Below are 15230 nucleotides of genomic sequence, written 5' to 3'. Positions count from 1 at the left end.
AAAAATGGTTTAACTCTCTTTAACATTGATTAACATTTCATTAATTAATCTTCATAGATTCTTCGTACTTTTGTATTTCTTAATGAATAAAAAATGGAAGTAGAATTTTATAAATATCAAGGTACAGGCAACGATTTTGTAATGATCGACAACAGATCTAATTTCTTTCCAAAAGAAGATGTAAAGTTGATTGAACGCTTGTGCGACAGACGTTTCGGAATTGGAGCTGACGGATTAATTTTGTTAGAAAATGACTCTGAAACTGACTTTAGAATGGTTTACTATAATTCAGACGGAAACCAAAGTTCAATGTGTGGAAATGGCGGACGCTGTTTGGTAGCTTTTGCAAATCAATTGGGAGTTATCGACGATAAAACTACTTTTATTGCTACAGATGGTTTACACCATGCATCAGTAGGAGATGATGCGATTGTTTCACTTCAAATGATTGATGTTGATAAAGTGCAAAAAAATGACTCTTATACTTTTTTAGATACAGGATCACCACATCACGTACAAATTGTTGACGATTTAGAACATTATAATGTAAAAGAAAACGGAGCAGCGATTCGTTACGGAGATTTATACGGAGAAAAAGGAAGCAACGTTAATTTTGTGAAAAAAGTAGATGATGATACTTTCTCTCTTCGTACTTATGAAAGAGGAGTTGAAGACGAAACTTTAGCCTGCGGAACCGGAGCAACAGCCGTAGCAATCGCCATGAATGCAATTGGACAAACAGATAAAACTTCAATCAACTTAAATGTTGAAGGAGGAAAATTAGTTGTTTCTTTCGATAAATTAGGAGATCATTTTACCAATGTTTTCCTAACCGGCCCAGCGAAATTTGTTTTCAAAGGAACTATAGAAATATAAAATTCCAAATTCTAAAATCCAAATTCCAAGATTGACAATCTAAAATCAACAATCTAAAATCTAAAATTGCAAAATGATCACACTCAAAGGCGAAACCATTTATCTGCGTGCACTAGAACCTGAAGATTTAGGGTTTGTGCATTCGATGGAAAATGATCAAAGCATTTGGGAAGTCAGCAATACCAATACGCCATATAGTCGGTTTTTGATTCGTCAATATCTTGAAAATGCACAACAGGATATTTATGAAGCCAAACAATTACGCTTGGCAATTTGTCAGGACGAAGATTTTCCGGCGATTGGATTGATCGATTTATTTGAATTTGATCCAAGGAATAACAGGGCAGGAGTTGGTATTGTCATTCAAAAAAATAAAAACAGAAGACAAAATATTGGTTCTGAGGCATTAGAACTTCTAATTAAATATTCTTTTTTTAATTTAAATCTGCATCAGCTTTATGCAAATATTAGTACAAATAATGAAGCAAGTATAGCTCTTTTTACTAAATTTGGTTTTGAGAAAATAGGAATTAAAAAAGACTGGATTTTGCTAAATAACCACTATCAAGACGAAGCAATCTTTCAGTTAATCAATAAAAACATTTAAACTAATAGCTTTGAAATTAAAAAAAATAATCACACTAGCTGCTGTAGCCGTAATTTCTGTTTTACTGATTTACGGTTTTATTTTAATCAGCCAAATTTTTAGTGCCAATACAAAATTTGAAGAAAAAGAAGTTTACGTTTATGTTCCAACCGGGGCAAATTATACCGATGTAAAAAAAATATTAGAACCATATATCAAAAACTTTGACAATTTTGAACTGGTTGCCAGTAAAAGAAGTTATCCTGAAAATGTAAAATCAGGACGTTTTCTTTTGAAAAAAGATATGAATAACATTGACTTAGTTCGTGCAATGCGTTCAAATGTTCCGGTTAAATTAGCTTTTAACAATCAGGAACGCCTGGAAAATTTTGCAGGAAGAGTTGGTTCTGAAATCGAAGCAGACAGTTTATCTTTAATGAAAGCTTTTAAAGATCCCGAATTTTTAGCAGAAAACGGATTTAATGAAGAAAATGTTTTCGCTATGTTTATTCCAAATACATATGAAGTATATTGGAACACATCTGCAGAAAAATTCCGTGATAAAATGATCAAGGAATATCATAATTTTTGGACAGATAAAAGAATTGAAGAAGCAAAAAAACAAGGTCTAACTCCGGTTCAGGTTTCTATTTTGGCTTCTATTGTTCACAAAGAATCAGTTAAAAAAGACGAAAGACCTCGTATTGCAGGTGTTTACTTAAACCGTTTACGTTTAGAAATGCCCTTACAGGCAGATCCAACTGTAATTTATGCTTTAAAATTAAGAGACAATAATTTTGATCAGGTTATAAAACGAGTTTTTTATAATGATTTGGTTATGAAGTCTCCATACAATACTTACGTTAATATCGGCCTTCCTCCGGGACCAATTGCTATGGCAGATATTACAGCACTTGAAGCAGTTTTAAATCCAGAGAAAAACGATTACATATATTTTTGTGCAAGCGTTGATCGTTTTGGGTACCATGAATTTGCTTCAAATTATGCAGAGCACACAAAAAATGCAAAAAAATATTCAGACTGGATTGCTAGTCAAGGCGTAACAAGATAGTTTTGAATTTAAAAGAATACCTTTTATTATCGGTTTTATTTATACTAAGCTTTCAATCTTTTTCTCAAAGTAAGATTGAAAGCTTTTTAACTCCATCGGATACCTTAAATAAAAAAAGACAAAACACAGTAATAGTAACTGAGACTGCTTTGGCTTCGGCTACTTTACTGGGTTTAAATCAAATTTGGTATGCCGATTATCCAAGATCAAAGTTTCATTTTATAAATGATAACAACGAATGGCTTCAAATGGATAAAGTAGGACATATGTATTCTGCTTATCATTTAGGAAGATTTGGTGCCGAAATGCTGAACTGGAGCGGTGCAGATCAAAAAAAGCAATTAATTTACGGTGCAGGTTTAGGTTTTGCTTTCTTAACTACGGTTGAAGTTTTAGACGGATATTCATCACAATGGGGAGCTTCTCCGGGTGATATTATTGCGAATGCTACCGGAACAGGTTTATATGTTTCTCAGGAATTATTGTGGAAAGAACAGCGTATCACTCCAAAATTTTCGTTTCATACCACGCAATATGCGAGTATGCGCCCAAATCTTTTAGGGAAATCATTAAATGAGCAGATTTTAAAAGATTATAACGGACAAACTTATTGGCTTTCTGTCAATGTTTATTCTTTTGTAAAAGAGAGCAAAATTCCGAAGTGGCTGAATGTTGCTTTTGGATATGGAGCCGAAGGAATGATTTCCGGAAATGTTCAGAACGATATTCCAATTTCGGTCGAAAATCCAGAAAGATATCGTCAGTTTTTTCTTTCATTTGATGTGAATTTAGCTAAAATTGACACAAAATCGCATTTTTTGAAAACTATTTTTTCTGTTTTTAATACGATAAAAATTCCGGCGCCAACTCTCGAATACTCCGCCAATAAAGGCTTCAAAGCACATGCACTCTATTTTTAATTTCGGTTAAACTACTGAATATCAGATTTTTTTGTTTTTCATTACCTTTGCACCGTAGAAATTTCAAAAAGGTGACAGCGTTTTGAAGAAAAACAATTTATGATAAAGAAGTGGTATTTTTATGCGAGTTTAATCGTTATTATTACATTTTTAAGTTTGGGTTTTAAACCCTTTAGTGTCGAAACCAAACCGTGGTTTCTAACAGAAAAAACAGATGGATCAGAATACATTTTTCCATCTTTAGAAAAGGATGATTATCCTAAAGTAAATCTAAACGTCCCATACACTGGAAATCATCTTATCGGTTTTAAAGAAGCAGTAGCTTTCAAAGAATCACAGGGAAAATACCGAATGGTAAATTCACTGGGTTACATGGGAAAATATCAATTTGGTTCAAAAGCATTACGCGCCATTGGAGTCAGAAATGAAAAAGACTTCTTAACAGATCCGGCATTACAAGAAAAAGCTTTTGTTGCGTTATTATCCAAAAACAAATGGATTTTGCGTAATGAAATCGAAAAGTACGAAGGAAAAGTTATTAATGGTGTTGAAATTACTGAATCTGGTATTTTAGCAGCTGCACATCTAGGAGGTGCAGGATCAGTAAAAAACTTTTTTAAACATGGGGGAAACAGGCATTTTAGAGATGCTTTCGGAACTTCTTTAAAAAGTTATATGCGAGATTTTGCCGGCTATGACCTTTCTTTTATTGAAGCAGACAGTAATGCGACAATAAACGATTAAAAACTAAAAAAAATCCCGAATGATAATTCGGGATTTTTTTTTGAATATTTTAGTCAATTAAGATTTCTAAAATTTTAATAGCCGCTTCACTTATTTTAGTTCCCGGCCCAAACACAGCTGCAGCGCCTGCATCAAATAAAAATTGATAGTCCTGTGCAGGAATTACGCCGCCAACTATTACCATAATATCTTCGCGATCATGTTTTTTAAGTTCTTCAATAACTTGAGGAACCAATGTTTTATGTCCCGCAGCAAGTGATGAAACGCCTAAAATATGAACATCATTTTCTACAGCTTGTTTTGCCGCTTCGGCCGGAGTTTGAAATAATGGGCCTATATCAACATCAAAACCTACATCGGCATAACCGGTTGCTACAACTTTTGCACCGCGATCATGACCGTCTTGCCCCATTTTTGCAATCATAATTCTTGGGCGTCTTCCTTCTTGTTTTGCAAAAGCATCTGCTAACTGTTTTGCTTTTTCAAAATTCTCGTCATTTTTTATTGCTGCACTATACACACCGCTAAATGATTTAATTTGCGCTTTAAACCTTCCGAAAATAGTTTCAAGAGCATCACTTATTTCGCCTAATGTTGCTCTGTTTCTGGCAGCTTCAACAGCGATTTCTAACAAGTTTCCTTCTCCGGTTTTAGCACAATGAATTAATTTTTCCAGTGATTGATTTACTTTTTCAGTATCTCTTTTTGCTTTAATATTTTCAAGCTGCTCTATTTGCTGTTTACGAACCATTTGGTTATCAACATCTAAAATATGCAGCGGATCTTCTTTCTCTAATCTAAATTTATTTACACCAACAATAATATCCTGCCCGCTGTCAATTCGCGCTTGCTTTCTTGCTGCTGCTTCTTCAATTCGAAGTTTCGGAATTCCGGCTTCAATTGCTTTTGTCATGCCTCCCAATTCTTCAACCTCTTCAATTAATTTCCAGGTACTTTCTAAAATTTCATTGGTCAAAGATTCTACATAATAACTACCGCCCCATGGATCAACTGTTTTGGTAATTTTGGTTTCTTCCTGTAAATAAATCTGTGTATTTCGTGCAATTCTCGCCGAAAAGTCAGTTGGCAAAGCAATTGCTTCATCGAGTGCGTTGGTGTGCAAAGACTGTGTTCCGCCAAATGCTGCTGCAGTAGCTTCAATACAAGTTCGGGCTACATTATTAAACGGATCTTGTTCTGTTAAACTCCAGCCGCTGGTTTGGCAATGCGTTCTTAAGGCTAATGATTTATCACTTTTCGGATTAAACTGCTGTAATAGTTTTGCCCAAATCATTCGGCCGGCTCTCATTTTTGCAATTTCCATAAAATGATTCATTCCAATTGCCCAAAAGAAAGAAAGGCGTGGAGCAAATTCATCAATTGTCATTCCAGTCGATAATCCAGTTCGAATATATTCTAAACCATCTGCTAAAGTATAAGCCAATTCAATATCAGCCGTTGCTCCGGCTTCCTGCATATGATATCCTGAAATAGAGATAGAATTGAACTTCGGCATTTTTTTGCTCGTAAATTCAAATATATCGGCAATGATTTTCATTGACGGGGTTGGCGGATAAATATAAGTATTACGCACCATGAATTCCTTCAAAATATCATTCTGGATAGTTCCCGAAAGTTTGTTTAATTCAACACCTTGCTCTTCGGCTGCCACAATATAAAATGCCATAATGGGTAAAACGGCACCGTTCATGGTCATGGATACTGACATTTCATCAAGCGGAATCTGATCAAACAATACTTTCATATCTTCAACAGAATCGATCGCTACTCCCGCTTTCCCTACATCGCCAACAACTCTTTCATGATCTGAGTCGTAACCGCGATGCGTTGGTAAATCAAAAGCTATTGAAAGTCCTTTTTGACCTGCAGCAAGATTTCGTCTGTAAAAAGCATTACTTTCTTCTGCAGTCGAAAATCCAGCGTACTGACGAATCGTCCACGGACGACGAACATACATTGTAGCGTAAGGTCCGCGTAAATTGGGTGTAAAGCCAGCTCCGAAATCCAGAAACTCTAAATCCTCTATATCTTTTTCAGAATATGATTGTTTTATAGCAATTCCTTCAGCAGTAAGGAAGCTATTAGTTTCTTGCTTATTTTCTCTTTTTTCTGGCTTATCTATCTTAATATGTTGAATGTTCTTTCTCGACATAATTATTTTTTTACAGGCTCAGGTTTAATTTCAGATATTGGAAATGGCATTGAATACAGTACCCGTACTATTTTTCCATTTTGTTTTCCTGGAATCCATTTAGGTGAGAGCTTAAGCACACGAATACATTCCTTGCCTGTTCCGTACCCAATGTCACGAAGAATCTTTATTTCCGATAAGGTGCCATCTTTCTCTACGACGAAAGTTGCGTAAATCTTTCCTTTTAAACCTTCTTCATCAGGTATTTGGAAGTTGTTGTTGAAAAACTGATAGAATTTTTCCAATCCTCCCGGGAAGTTAGGTTTTACTTCTATACCAGCCGTATTGTAAATCAAATTGTCATCGTCAGGGATTATTGTAGTCGTAGGACTTGGTTCATCTACAGTAAGCGCACTTATACCACCTTCTTCATCAGCCCAAGGATTGTACATGCCTCTCTTCAGACGACACGGAACAGTTTTTCCTGCCAAGGTTGCCGGAGACCATTTCGGGCTTAATGCCATAACACGTAATGCCTCTTTTTCGTTTACAGTTGGTTTTGGATTAATTATCTTAATATCGGTAATTGCACCATTTTTTTGTACCGTAAACTCTACTTGAATGTGTTGGGCTCCTTTTTTTTCTGGTGCCCATTGCATGTTTTTTTGAACAAAATCAACCCATTCGTTCCATCCGCCTGGGAAAACCGGATTGTTATCAACTTCTTCCTCAGTGTAAATTTTAGCTTGGGCAAGCATTACTTGTGAGCTCACAAGCAAAATAAGTATGGCAATTTTTTTCATATCATTCTTCAGATTCTAAACGCTCTTGTTCCAATTTTTCAGCTAATCTCTTCTCTATAATTGGTGTAATTAATGTTTTTCTCGGTTTGATTTTTACAAAAGGAAACAATTCTAAATCATGTTTCATTCTGTCTTCTTTGTTTGGATATTTATTAGTGCCTAATAAAACTTCTTTTTTAGAATCGAATAATTCCTGTTCTTTAGCGGCACTTTCCTGAATTTTCTTTTTTATCGTTCCGTCGTTTAAAAGTTTAAGGAAACCTCCGTCAGCTTCAATATCTTTAAATAAGTTTAAACTTTTTTCTGCCAATTGCATCGTTAAACTTTCAATGTAATAACTTCCATCGGCAGGATTATCGACTTTGTCAAAATAACTTTCGTGTTTTAAAACTAAAAGCTGATTTCGTGCAATTCTATCTCCAAATTCGTTGTCCTTGTGATATAAAGCATCGTAAGGTAAATTCGCAACAGCATCGGCTCCGCCTAAAATTGCAGACATACATTCGGTTGTGGTACGAAGCATATTGACATTATAATCGTAAATAGTTTTATTTCGTTTGGTTGGCGTAACTAAAAAATGACAATCTAAATCAGGATTGTATTCTGCAGCAATTAATTTGAAAAGCATTCGTAAAGCACGAAGTTTTGCAATTTCAAAAAAGTAATTAGTTCCAACAGCTATTTCAAAAACGATTGGTTTTGTTGAAGTTGAGAAACGGTTTAAATATTCATTAGCATGTGCTAAACTGTAGGCAATTTGCTGGGTGATATTAGCTCCTGAATTTTGATACAAACCTAAATCTACACTAAGAAATGGAAGTTTGGTTTGGTTTGAAATTTTTTCAAGCGTTTCAAAATTATTTTTATCCGATGTTGTAAACCAGTTTCCGTCGCGTGCTAATTGTCCAATTGGATCAAGATTGCAATAAAAAGTTGCGCTTTTTTGCGTAGAAATAGCGTCCAGTTTTTTTACGAAATCGATTGAGAGAAAACTCAAATGAAAATAAACAGTTCTATTTTCTAAAGGAAGATTTTCTAATAATTTTTGAATGTCGGTATTTTCGTTCTGGATCGTAAAACGTAAACTTTCGGCACCTCTTTCAATCGTATTTATTGCTCTGCTGATAGATTTTTCAACATCATGAACAAATATGTTTTGACAGATTTTAAATTCTGAAGCCTGAGTGTGAACAGCAGCACTTTTGGTAAATTCGTCGCTGTGATAAAAAGGTTTTACCTGAATATCTTCTGGAGAACTCCAAATTACGGTTTGGTTATAATCGGCTCCATCTAATTCAAACTGAATTTTTTGTTTCCATTGTTTGGATGAAATCGGATTAAAATCGTCGAATAGGTTAGTGGCCATTTAGTATTTTTTGTGTTTATTCTTTATCTTGAATGGTATCTCCTTCAAACTGGATGATGTAAATATCTTCGCTGTCTTTTTTCATAAAGTACTTTTCGCGAGCATATTTTTCTATTTGTTCAGGATTTTTAAGTTGTTTGATCTGTTCCTGATCTTTCTTTATTTCTTCCTGATAATATTTTTTATTGTCTTGTAATTCATTGATCTGTCCGTCTAAAAAGCGATGATCAAAATAGGAGTAATTGTCTAAAAACAACATCCAGATTACAAAAAACAGCAAAACCCAGACGTATTTATTGCCTAGATATTTGAACCACTTTTTGTCTTTATATGGATTTTTTATTTTCATTTTTATAAACCTGTTATTTCTTTTGAATTTGATTGGTCTTTTTAGCCCCGATAGAAGTGAAAATCCTTTTGTGTCTCGTTTCTTTAACGAGACACAAAAGATTACTTCACTTAATTTTTATTTCAATCGGAGTTCAGTGAACTTCGTTTGAAACGTATAGCGGGATCAGCTCCTAATTATTATGGTTTAAATTTACGATAAAAATTATGAAATTCTCTGATTAATTACAGCGCGAACTACATCAATTGCTACCGTATTGTATTTATCATTTGGGATAATAATATCTGCAAATGCTTTTGAAGGCTCGATAAATTGCTCATGCATAGGTTTTAACGTGTTTTGATAACGGTTTAAAACCTCGTCGATATCACGTCCGCGTTCTGAAATATCTCTTTTTAAACGACGAATTAATCTTTCATCTGAATCTGCATGAACGAAAATTTTGATATCAAAAAGTTCACGCAATTCCGGATTTGTCAAAATTAAAATACCTTCAACAATCATTACTTTTCTTGGATGAGTTGAAACCGTATCATCAGTTCTGTTATGCTGAATAAAAGAATAAACCGGCTGATCGATAGTTTCTCCCGCTTTTAAAGCTTTAAGATGTCTTACCAATAATTCAAAATCGATTGCACGCGGATGATCAAAATTAATTAATGCTCTTTCGTCAAATGATAAATTATCGGTTTGTTTATAGTACGAATCCTGAGAAATTACACCCACTTCAGTGTCTGGTAATTCGTTCATGATTTGGTGTACTACCGTTGTTTTTCCACTTCCTGTTCCTCCTGCAATTCCAATAATGAGCATAAAATTTTTGTTTGATATTTGTTTGGCAAAAATAATAATTAAACTGAATTGCTAAACATATAATGTAATTTAACCATATAAGTAATGTAAGTAAATTTAAGCTAGCAGATGTTTAAACAAACCACTGCTTAATTGAACTTATATCACTTATATGGTGAAAAAATAAAAAATCCCGAAAGTAAACCTTCGGGATTTGGTGCAATCAGTATAGTTTTAATAAAATATTCTGAATTTAGTAAGCACTTGTAATTATTTGTTCTTCTTTGCTTTAATCATCATTTCAAGCTGATCCCAAAGTTCTTCTGGAATTGCTTCTAATAAATTGAATTGTCCGGCACCTTTTAACCATTCGCCGCCGTCAATCGTAATGACATCACCATTTACATAAGCTGAAAAATCAGACACTAAATAAGCTGCTAAATTGGCTAATTCCTGATGATCTCCCACACGTTTCAACGGCACTTTTTTTGCCATATCGAACTTTTCAGAAAGATCTCCCGGTAATAATCTGTCCCAAGCCCCTTTAGTAGGGAATGGTCCCGGAGCAATCGCATTAGAACGAATTCCGTATTTTGCCCATTCTACAGCAAGACTTCTTGTCATGGCTAAAACTCCAGCTTTTGCAGTCGCACTTGGCACCACATAAGCAGATCCTGTCCAGGCATAAGTAGTAACAATATTTAAAATCGTTGCCGATGTTTGTTTAGTATCAATCCAGTGTTTTCCAAAAGCCAGCGTACAGTTTTTAGAACCTTTAAGTACGATATCTATAACAGTATCAAATGCATTTGCAGATAAACGTTCTGTTGGAGAAATAAAATTTCCGGCTGCGTTGTTCAAAAGAACATCTACTTTTCCAAAAGCTTTTAAAGTTTCCTGAAGCATGTTTTCTACTTCTTCATAATGACGAACGTCACATTGAAGCGGTAAACATTTTCCGCCAGTTTCACTTTCAAGCTCTGCCGCAGTAGTTTTCAGCTTTTCTAAATCTCTTGAAGTTATGGCAACTTGTGCGCCTAATTCAAGAAAATATTTGGTCATTGCTTTTCCTAAACCGCTTCCGCCGCCTGTAACTACAATGACTTTTCCCTTTAAAGCGTCGTCACGTAACATTTTATCTGTATAGCTCATACTTTTCTTTTTTTACAATATTAATTAAAAAAATAGGATGCACGCATAATATTGTTATAAAATTTTGATAAACTTTATATATCACATAGTTTTTTCGCGGCAGATTCTAAAGTAAAATCGTCTTTGGCAAAGCAAAAACGTATTAATTTTTGATCTTTATGATCGGAGTAAAAAGTTGAAATAGGAATCGCAGCAACGCCATGATTGATGATTAGATTTTTGCAGAATGTAACATCATCTTCATCTGAAATATTAGCATAAGAAGCAACCTGAAAATAAGTTCCTTCGCATGGTTTTAATTGAAATTTGCTGTTTTTGAGAAGTTTTTGAAAGTAATCTCTTTTTTCCTGATAGAATTTCCCAAGTAAATTAACATCAACAACATCTAAATATTCACTTATGGCAAATTGTGAAATACTGTTGACACTGAAAACCAAGAACTGATGTACTTTTTTAATTTCCTTCATTAAATATTCGGGAGCAATGGTATAGCCAATTTTCCAGCCAGTAATATGAAATGATTTCCCGAAAGATGAAACCATAATACAACGATCTAAAAGAAAGTTTTTGGTATGTGCCGAAATATGTTTTTCTTCAAAAGTGATGTATTCATAAACTTCATCAGATAAAACAATGATATTAGGATATTTTGAAAGTATTTTTTCAAGCTGAAGAAAATCGGCTTCATTCAATATTTTTCCTGTTGGATTATGCGGATTGTTGATGATAATCATTCGGCTTTTATCCGAACAGGCTTTTTCGATTGTTTCCCAATTGGGCGTGTAATCGTCGTTTAGAGCCACACGAACTGGTTTTGCTTTGCAAAGTAAAACCGGAGATTCGTAAGAATCATAACTTGGATCGAGAATAATTACTTCGTCGTTTTCTTTTACCAAAGCTAAAATCGAAGTAAAAATTCCCTGCGTTGCGCCAGCCGTAACTAAAAGTTCTAAATCAGGATTGATTGTTCTGTTATAAGAACTCTGAGTTAATGTTGCAATTTTATTCATCAATGGAGGATAACCTGCCATTGGCGTATATTGATGTACATTTTCCTTTGCTAATCGCGCAACAATATCCGTTAATCTTTCATCAACAGGAAAATTTGGAAATCCCTGCGAAAGATTTATCGCATTGTATTCGGCTGCCATTTTTGACATTACCGTGAAGATGCTTGTGGTTACGTTTGGGAGTTTACTCATGATAAAGTTTGATTTGGGGAAAACTTGGAGTAATTATTTTGGAGAACTATTTACATACATTGGTGCAGAATAAAGAACTCTAACGTTTTTATTGTTTTGTTTTCCAGGACTCCATTTAGGAGACATTTTTAAAACACGAATTGCTTCCCTTCCTGTTTCGAAGCCAATATCTCTCAATATTCTAATATCGCTTAAAGAACCATCTTTTTCTATGACAAAAGTGACATAAACTTTTCCTTTTAATTCTGGATTACTTGCAGGAATTTTAAAATTCTTCTCAACAAATTTATTAAATTCAATCATTCCTCCTGGGAAATCAGGTTTGATATCTATTCCAGCAGTATTATAAACACTATAATCATCATTAGGAACGTCGCCTTCTGGGTAAGCTTTATCAGTAGGTTCGTCAATTGTGAGAATATCGTCAGTTTTTGTTTTTGGAGTTTGAGCAAATGTATTTTGTACAAAACAAATTAAAATTAAAAGAAGAAACTTTTTCATCATGATGGTTTTAAAGTGAGTTTACATTTTATGAATAATAAAAATCGTCGGTCGATTATGTAAATCTACTTTTAATTTTTTCCAATCCGAAATTTTCATCGTTTTAATGAATTCTGTAGGCAGTGTAATATCTGTTGCAATACATAAATGTGTAGATGGATTTACAATTTGCAGAATATCTTCAACCAATTTATTGTTTCTGTAAGGAGTTTCAATAAAAATCTGCGATTGGTTTTTATCCTGAGATAATTTCTCAAAATGTCTCAATGCTGATTTTTTCTCGTCTTTGTCAATAGGTAAATAACCATTGAAAGTAAAACTCTGACCGTTCATTCCAGAAGCCATCATAGCCAATAGGATAGAAGAAGGGCCGACTAAAGGCACAACCTGAATTCCTTTTTCATGTGCCAGTTTTACAATGACAGCACCGGGATCAGCAACGCCCGGACATCCGGCTTCGCTCATTAATCCCATGTTTTTTCCTTCTAACAAAGGTTTTATAAAATCTAAATGTTCGCTTGGTTCTGTTCTTTTATTTAGGGTAAAAAGTACCAATTCCGATTGTTTTTTTTCAGGATAAACTGCTTTTATAGATTTTCTGGCTGTTTTATCATTCTCAACAATATAGTGGTCAATAAGTTCTATTGCTCTTCTTACGGTTTGTGGTAAAACATCCATCGGATCGCTTTCGCCCATTGTGGTTGGAATTAAATATAGTTTTCCTAGGAGTTTCATTTTGAGATATTTTATAAATTAAAACAAAAAATGTATTTCAATTATATATTAAGGTATAATTGAAATACAAATTAGCTATGAATATTTTTCGATAAGTTTTTGTGCAATAATTTCAGAGACTTCGTCGAGCATTTGATATACATTGTCAAATCCGTTAACTGCTCCGTAATAAGGATCCGGAACATCTACATTTTCGTCTGGAAATAATTCGTTCAAAATAAGACGAACTTTGTTTTTATGTTCAGGAGTTTTAGCAAGATGAAGTACGTCACGCAAATTAGAACTGTCCATAACGTAGATGTAATCGAATTCGTCAAAATCTGAAGTTTTAAATTGTCTTCCTTTTTGACCGTCAATGCATAAACCGTTTTTTTGGGCAACAGCAATCGAACGTTTGTCTGGAGCGTGACCAATATGCCATGATCCTGTTCCGGCAGAATCAACAATAAATTTATCTTTAGGTAATTTTGATGCTAAAATTCCTTCTGCTAAAGGAGATCTGCAAATATTTCCTAAACAAACCATTAAAACTTTTACTGGCATGATTCGCGTTTATAGCGTTAGTTTTTTGTTGATGTCTTCGACAAATTTTTTGAACTGCTTGTCTGTAGAAACTAAATTATCAACGGTTTTACAAGCATGTAAAACGGTAGCGTGATCGCGGTCTCCAATTTGTGAACCAATGTTTGCCAAAGAAGCTTTTGTAAATTTCTTTGCAAAAAACATAGCCAATTGTCTTGCCTGAACAACGTGTCTTTTTCTGGTTTTAGATTGAAGAGTTTCAATATCCAGCTGAAAATAATCAGACACAATTTTTTGGATATAATCAATAGAGATTTCTCTCTTTACGTTTTTAACAAATTTCTCAACTACACTTTTCGCTAATTCAATCGTAACTTCTTTTTTATTGAAAGAAGACTGAGCAATTAACGAAATAATTGCACCTTCTAATTCTCTTACGTTAGACTTGATATTCCGTGCAACATACTCTAAAATGTCTTCCGGCATATCAACACCATCGCGATATAAAATGTTTTTTAAGATCGAGATACGGGTTTCATAATCAGGCTGGTGCAATTCTGCAGACAATCCCCATTTGAAACGAGATAATAAACGCTGTTCAATATCCTGCATATCTACAGGAGCTTTATCAGAAGTTAAAATTACCTGTTTTCCGTTTTGATGCAAATAGTTAAAAATGTGGAAAAATACGTCCTGAGTTCCTGATTTTCCAGATAAAAACTGAACATCATCAATAATTAAAACGTCGATTAATTGATAAAAGTGAATGAAATCGTTACGATTATTCTTTTTAACCGAATCAATATATTGTTGTGTGAAAATCTCGGCAGAAATATATAAAACCGTTTTTTCAGGATATTTGTCTTTTACTTCAACACCAATAGCATGCGCTAAGTGTGTTTTTCCTAAACCAACTCCTCCAAAAATCAATAACGGATTAAATGAAGTTCCTCCAGGTTTGTTGGCAACAGCCATACCTGCAGAACGGGCTAAACGGTTTGAATCTCCTTCAAGGAAATTATCAAAACTGTAATTAGGGTTTAACTGAGATTCAATTTTTAAATTTCTGATACCAGGAATTACAAACGGATTCTTAAGTTCAGGATTTAAGTTTTTAAACGGAGCGTCAACTTCTTGCGGTTTCATAGGAACTCTGTTAGAACTTGGCAGCTGCTCGGTAAACGGCTGTTTATTTCCATAAGTGTTCTCCATTTTAATTTTATAGAGTAACTTTGCGTTTTTTCCCAGTTCTTTGGTAAGTGCAACTTTCAATAATTTTACGTAATGCTCTTCGAGCCATTCGTAGAAAAATTTACTTGGTACTTGAATATATAACGCGTTGTCGGTTAGCTCAACTGATTTGATTGGTTCAAACCAAGTTTTGTATGCCTGATCTTGAATATTGTCCTTTATAAAAGACAAACAGTTTTCCCATACCGATTGAGCAGTTTTAGTCAT

Annotated in this window: 16 protein-coding genes; 5 read left to right on the top strand and 11 right to left on the bottom strand. The window is 34.2% G+C overall.

Annotation, left to right across the window (positions count from 1 at the left end; translation table 11 throughout):
- Positions 1 to 93: 93 nt before the first annotated feature.
- From dapF to NLJ00_RS00060, 5 genes are all read left to right on the top strand, one after another.
- The gene (gene dapF, locus NLJ00_RS00080; RefSeq protein WP_256635843.1) at positions 94 to 876 is read left to right on the top strand and encodes a diaminopimelate epimerase; all 783 of its coding nucleotides are present in this window, start codon (positions 94 to 96) and stop codon (positions 874 to 876) included.
- 73 nt (positions 877 to 949) lie between these two features.
- Positions 950 to 1483 (top strand): GNAT family N-acetyltransferase, encoded by a 534-nt coding sequence (locus tag NLJ00_RS00075; protein WP_073484255.1) that lies wholly within the window; start codon positions 950 to 952, stop codon positions 1481 to 1483.
- A gap of 10 nt (positions 1484 to 1493) precedes the next feature.
- Positions 1494 to 2534 carry an endolytic transglycosylase MltG gene (mltG, locus tag NLJ00_RS00070; RefSeq protein WP_256635842.1) on the top strand — a complete coding sequence of 347 codons (1041 nt, stop codon included), beginning with the start codon at positions 1494 to 1496 and terminating at the stop codon, positions 2532 to 2534.
- A 2-nt stretch (positions 2535 to 2536) separates the two neighbouring features.
- Positions 2537 to 3454 carry a DUF2279 domain-containing protein gene (locus tag NLJ00_RS00065; RefSeq protein ID WP_256635841.1) on the top strand — a complete coding sequence of 306 codons (918 nt, stop codon included), beginning with the start codon at positions 2537 to 2539 and terminating at the stop codon, positions 3452 to 3454.
- Between the two features lie 99 nt (positions 3455 to 3553).
- The gene (locus tag NLJ00_RS00060) at positions 3554 to 4198 is read left to right on the top strand and encodes a hypothetical protein (RefSeq protein ID WP_053474066.1); all 645 of its coding nucleotides are present in this window, start codon (positions 3554 to 3556) and stop codon (positions 4196 to 4198) included.
- Positions 4199 to 4247: 49 nt separating this feature from the next.
- On the opposite strand, the gene scpA is transcribed toward NLJ00_RS00060, so the two are convergent.
- From scpA to dnaA, 11 genes are all read right to left on the bottom strand, one after another.
- Entirely contained in the window at positions 4248 to 6371 is a 2124-nt protein-coding gene (scpA, locus tag NLJ00_RS00055) for a methylmalonyl-CoA mutase (protein WP_256635840.1), read from the bottom strand.
- 2 nt (positions 6372 to 6373) lie between these two features.
- Positions 6374 to 7123 carry an energy transducer TonB gene (locus NLJ00_RS00050; RefSeq protein WP_256635839.1) on the bottom strand — a complete coding sequence of 250 codons (750 nt, stop codon included), beginning with the start codon at positions 7121 to 7123 and terminating at the stop codon, positions 6374 to 6376.
- Positions 7124 to 7154: 31 nt separating this feature from the next.
- The gene (locus tag NLJ00_RS00045; protein ID WP_256635838.1) at positions 7155 to 8519 is read right to left on the bottom strand and encodes a methylmalonyl-CoA mutase subunit beta; all 1365 of its coding nucleotides are present in this window, start codon (positions 8517 to 8519) and stop codon (positions 7155 to 7157) included.
- 16 nt (positions 8520 to 8535) lie between these two features.
- Positions 8536 to 8868, bottom strand: a complete 333-nt coding sequence (locus NLJ00_RS00040; RefSeq protein WP_053474062.1) for an FtsB family cell division protein — start codon at positions 8866 to 8868, stop codon at positions 8536 to 8538.
- 204 nt (positions 8869 to 9072) lie between these two features.
- The gene (udk, locus tag NLJ00_RS00035) at positions 9073 to 9681 is read right to left on the bottom strand and encodes a uridine kinase (protein WP_053474061.1); all 609 of its coding nucleotides are present in this window, start codon (positions 9679 to 9681) and stop codon (positions 9073 to 9075) included.
- A 249-nt stretch (positions 9682 to 9930) separates the two neighbouring features.
- On the bottom strand, positions 9931 to 10812 hold the full coding sequence (locus tag NLJ00_RS00030) for an SDR family oxidoreductase (RefSeq protein ID WP_253788571.1): 882 nt from the start codon (positions 10810 to 10812) through the stop codon (positions 9931 to 9933).
- Positions 10813 to 10886: 74 nt separating this feature from the next.
- Complete coding sequence (locus tag NLJ00_RS00025; RefSeq protein WP_256635837.1) at positions 10887 to 12014, bottom strand: methionine aminotransferase; 1128 nt, start codon at positions 12012 to 12014, stop codon at positions 10887 to 10889.
- Positions 12015 to 12047: 33 nt separating this feature from the next.
- On the bottom strand, positions 12048 to 12518 hold the full coding sequence (locus NLJ00_RS00020; RefSeq protein ID WP_082356481.1) for an energy transducer TonB: 471 nt from the start codon (positions 12516 to 12518) through the stop codon (positions 12048 to 12050).
- A gap of 18 nt (positions 12519 to 12536) precedes the next feature.
- Positions 12537 to 13250 carry an SAM-dependent methyltransferase gene (locus NLJ00_RS00015; RefSeq protein WP_073484276.1) on the bottom strand — a complete coding sequence of 238 codons (714 nt, stop codon included), beginning with the start codon at positions 13248 to 13250 and terminating at the stop codon, positions 12537 to 12539.
- Between the two features lie 75 nt (positions 13251 to 13325).
- Entirely contained in the window at positions 13326 to 13793 is a 468-nt protein-coding gene (locus NLJ00_RS00010) for a low molecular weight protein-tyrosine-phosphatase (protein ID WP_256635836.1), read from the bottom strand.
- A gap of 9 nt (positions 13794 to 13802) precedes the next feature.
- Complete coding sequence (gene dnaA / locus NLJ00_RS00005) at positions 13803 to 15230, bottom strand: chromosomal replication initiator protein DnaA (protein WP_011921525.1); 1428 nt, start codon at positions 15228 to 15230, stop codon at positions 13803 to 13805.

The sequence above is a fragment of the Flavobacterium panici genome (assembly GCF_024499525.1).
In the GTDB taxonomy this organism is placed as follows: domain Bacteria; phylum Bacteroidota; class Bacteroidia; order Flavobacteriales; family Flavobacteriaceae; genus Flavobacterium; species Flavobacterium panici.
This window is presented reverse-complemented; position numbering and strand designations above follow the sequence as displayed.

Coding starts and splice junctions, on each gene's coding strand:
- dapF (WP_256635843.1), top strand. CDS start 94: ATGGAAGTAGAATTTTATAAATATCAAGGTACAGGCAACGATTTTGTA.
- NLJ00_RS00075 (WP_073484255.1), top strand. CDS start 950: ATGATCACACTCAAAGGCGAAACCATTTATCTGCGTGCACTAGAACCT.
- NLJ00_RS00060 (WP_053474066.1), top strand. CDS start 3,554: ATGATAAAGAAGTGGTATTTTTATGCGAGTTTAATCGTTATTATTACA.
- scpA (WP_256635840.1), bottom strand. CDS start 6,371: ATGTCGAGAAAGAACATTCAACATATTAAGATAGATAAGCCAGAAAAA.
- NLJ00_RS00045 (WP_256635838.1), bottom strand. CDS start 8,519: ATGGCCACTAACCTATTCGACGATTTTAATCCGATTTCATCCAAACAA.
- NLJ00_RS00040 (WP_053474062.1), bottom strand. CDS start 8,868: ATGAAAATAAAAAATCCATATAAAGACAAAAAGTGGTTCAAATATCTA.
- udk (WP_053474061.1), bottom strand. CDS start 9,681: ATGCTCATTATTGGAATTGCAGGAGGAACAGGAAGTGGAAAAACAACG.
- NLJ00_RS00030 (WP_253788571.1), bottom strand. CDS start 10,812: ATGAGCTATACAGATAAAATGTTACGTGACGACGCTTTAAAGGGAAAA.
- NLJ00_RS00025 (WP_256635837.1), bottom strand. CDS start 12,014: ATGAGTAAACTCCCAAACGTAACCACAAGCATCTTCACGGTAATGTCA.
- NLJ00_RS00020 (WP_082356481.1), bottom strand. CDS start 12,518: ATGATGAAAAAGTTTCTTCTTTTAATTTTAATTTGTTTTGTACAAAAT.
- NLJ00_RS00015 (WP_073484276.1), bottom strand. CDS start 13,250: ATGAAACTCCTAGGAAAACTATATTTAATTCCAACCACAATGGGCGAA.
- NLJ00_RS00010 (WP_256635836.1), bottom strand. CDS start 13,793: ATGCCAGTAAAAGTTTTAATGGTTTGTTTAGGAAATATTTGCAGATCT.
- dnaA (WP_011921525.1), bottom strand. CDS start 15,230: ATGACTAAAACTGCTCAATCGGTATGGGAAAACTGTTTGTCTTTTATA.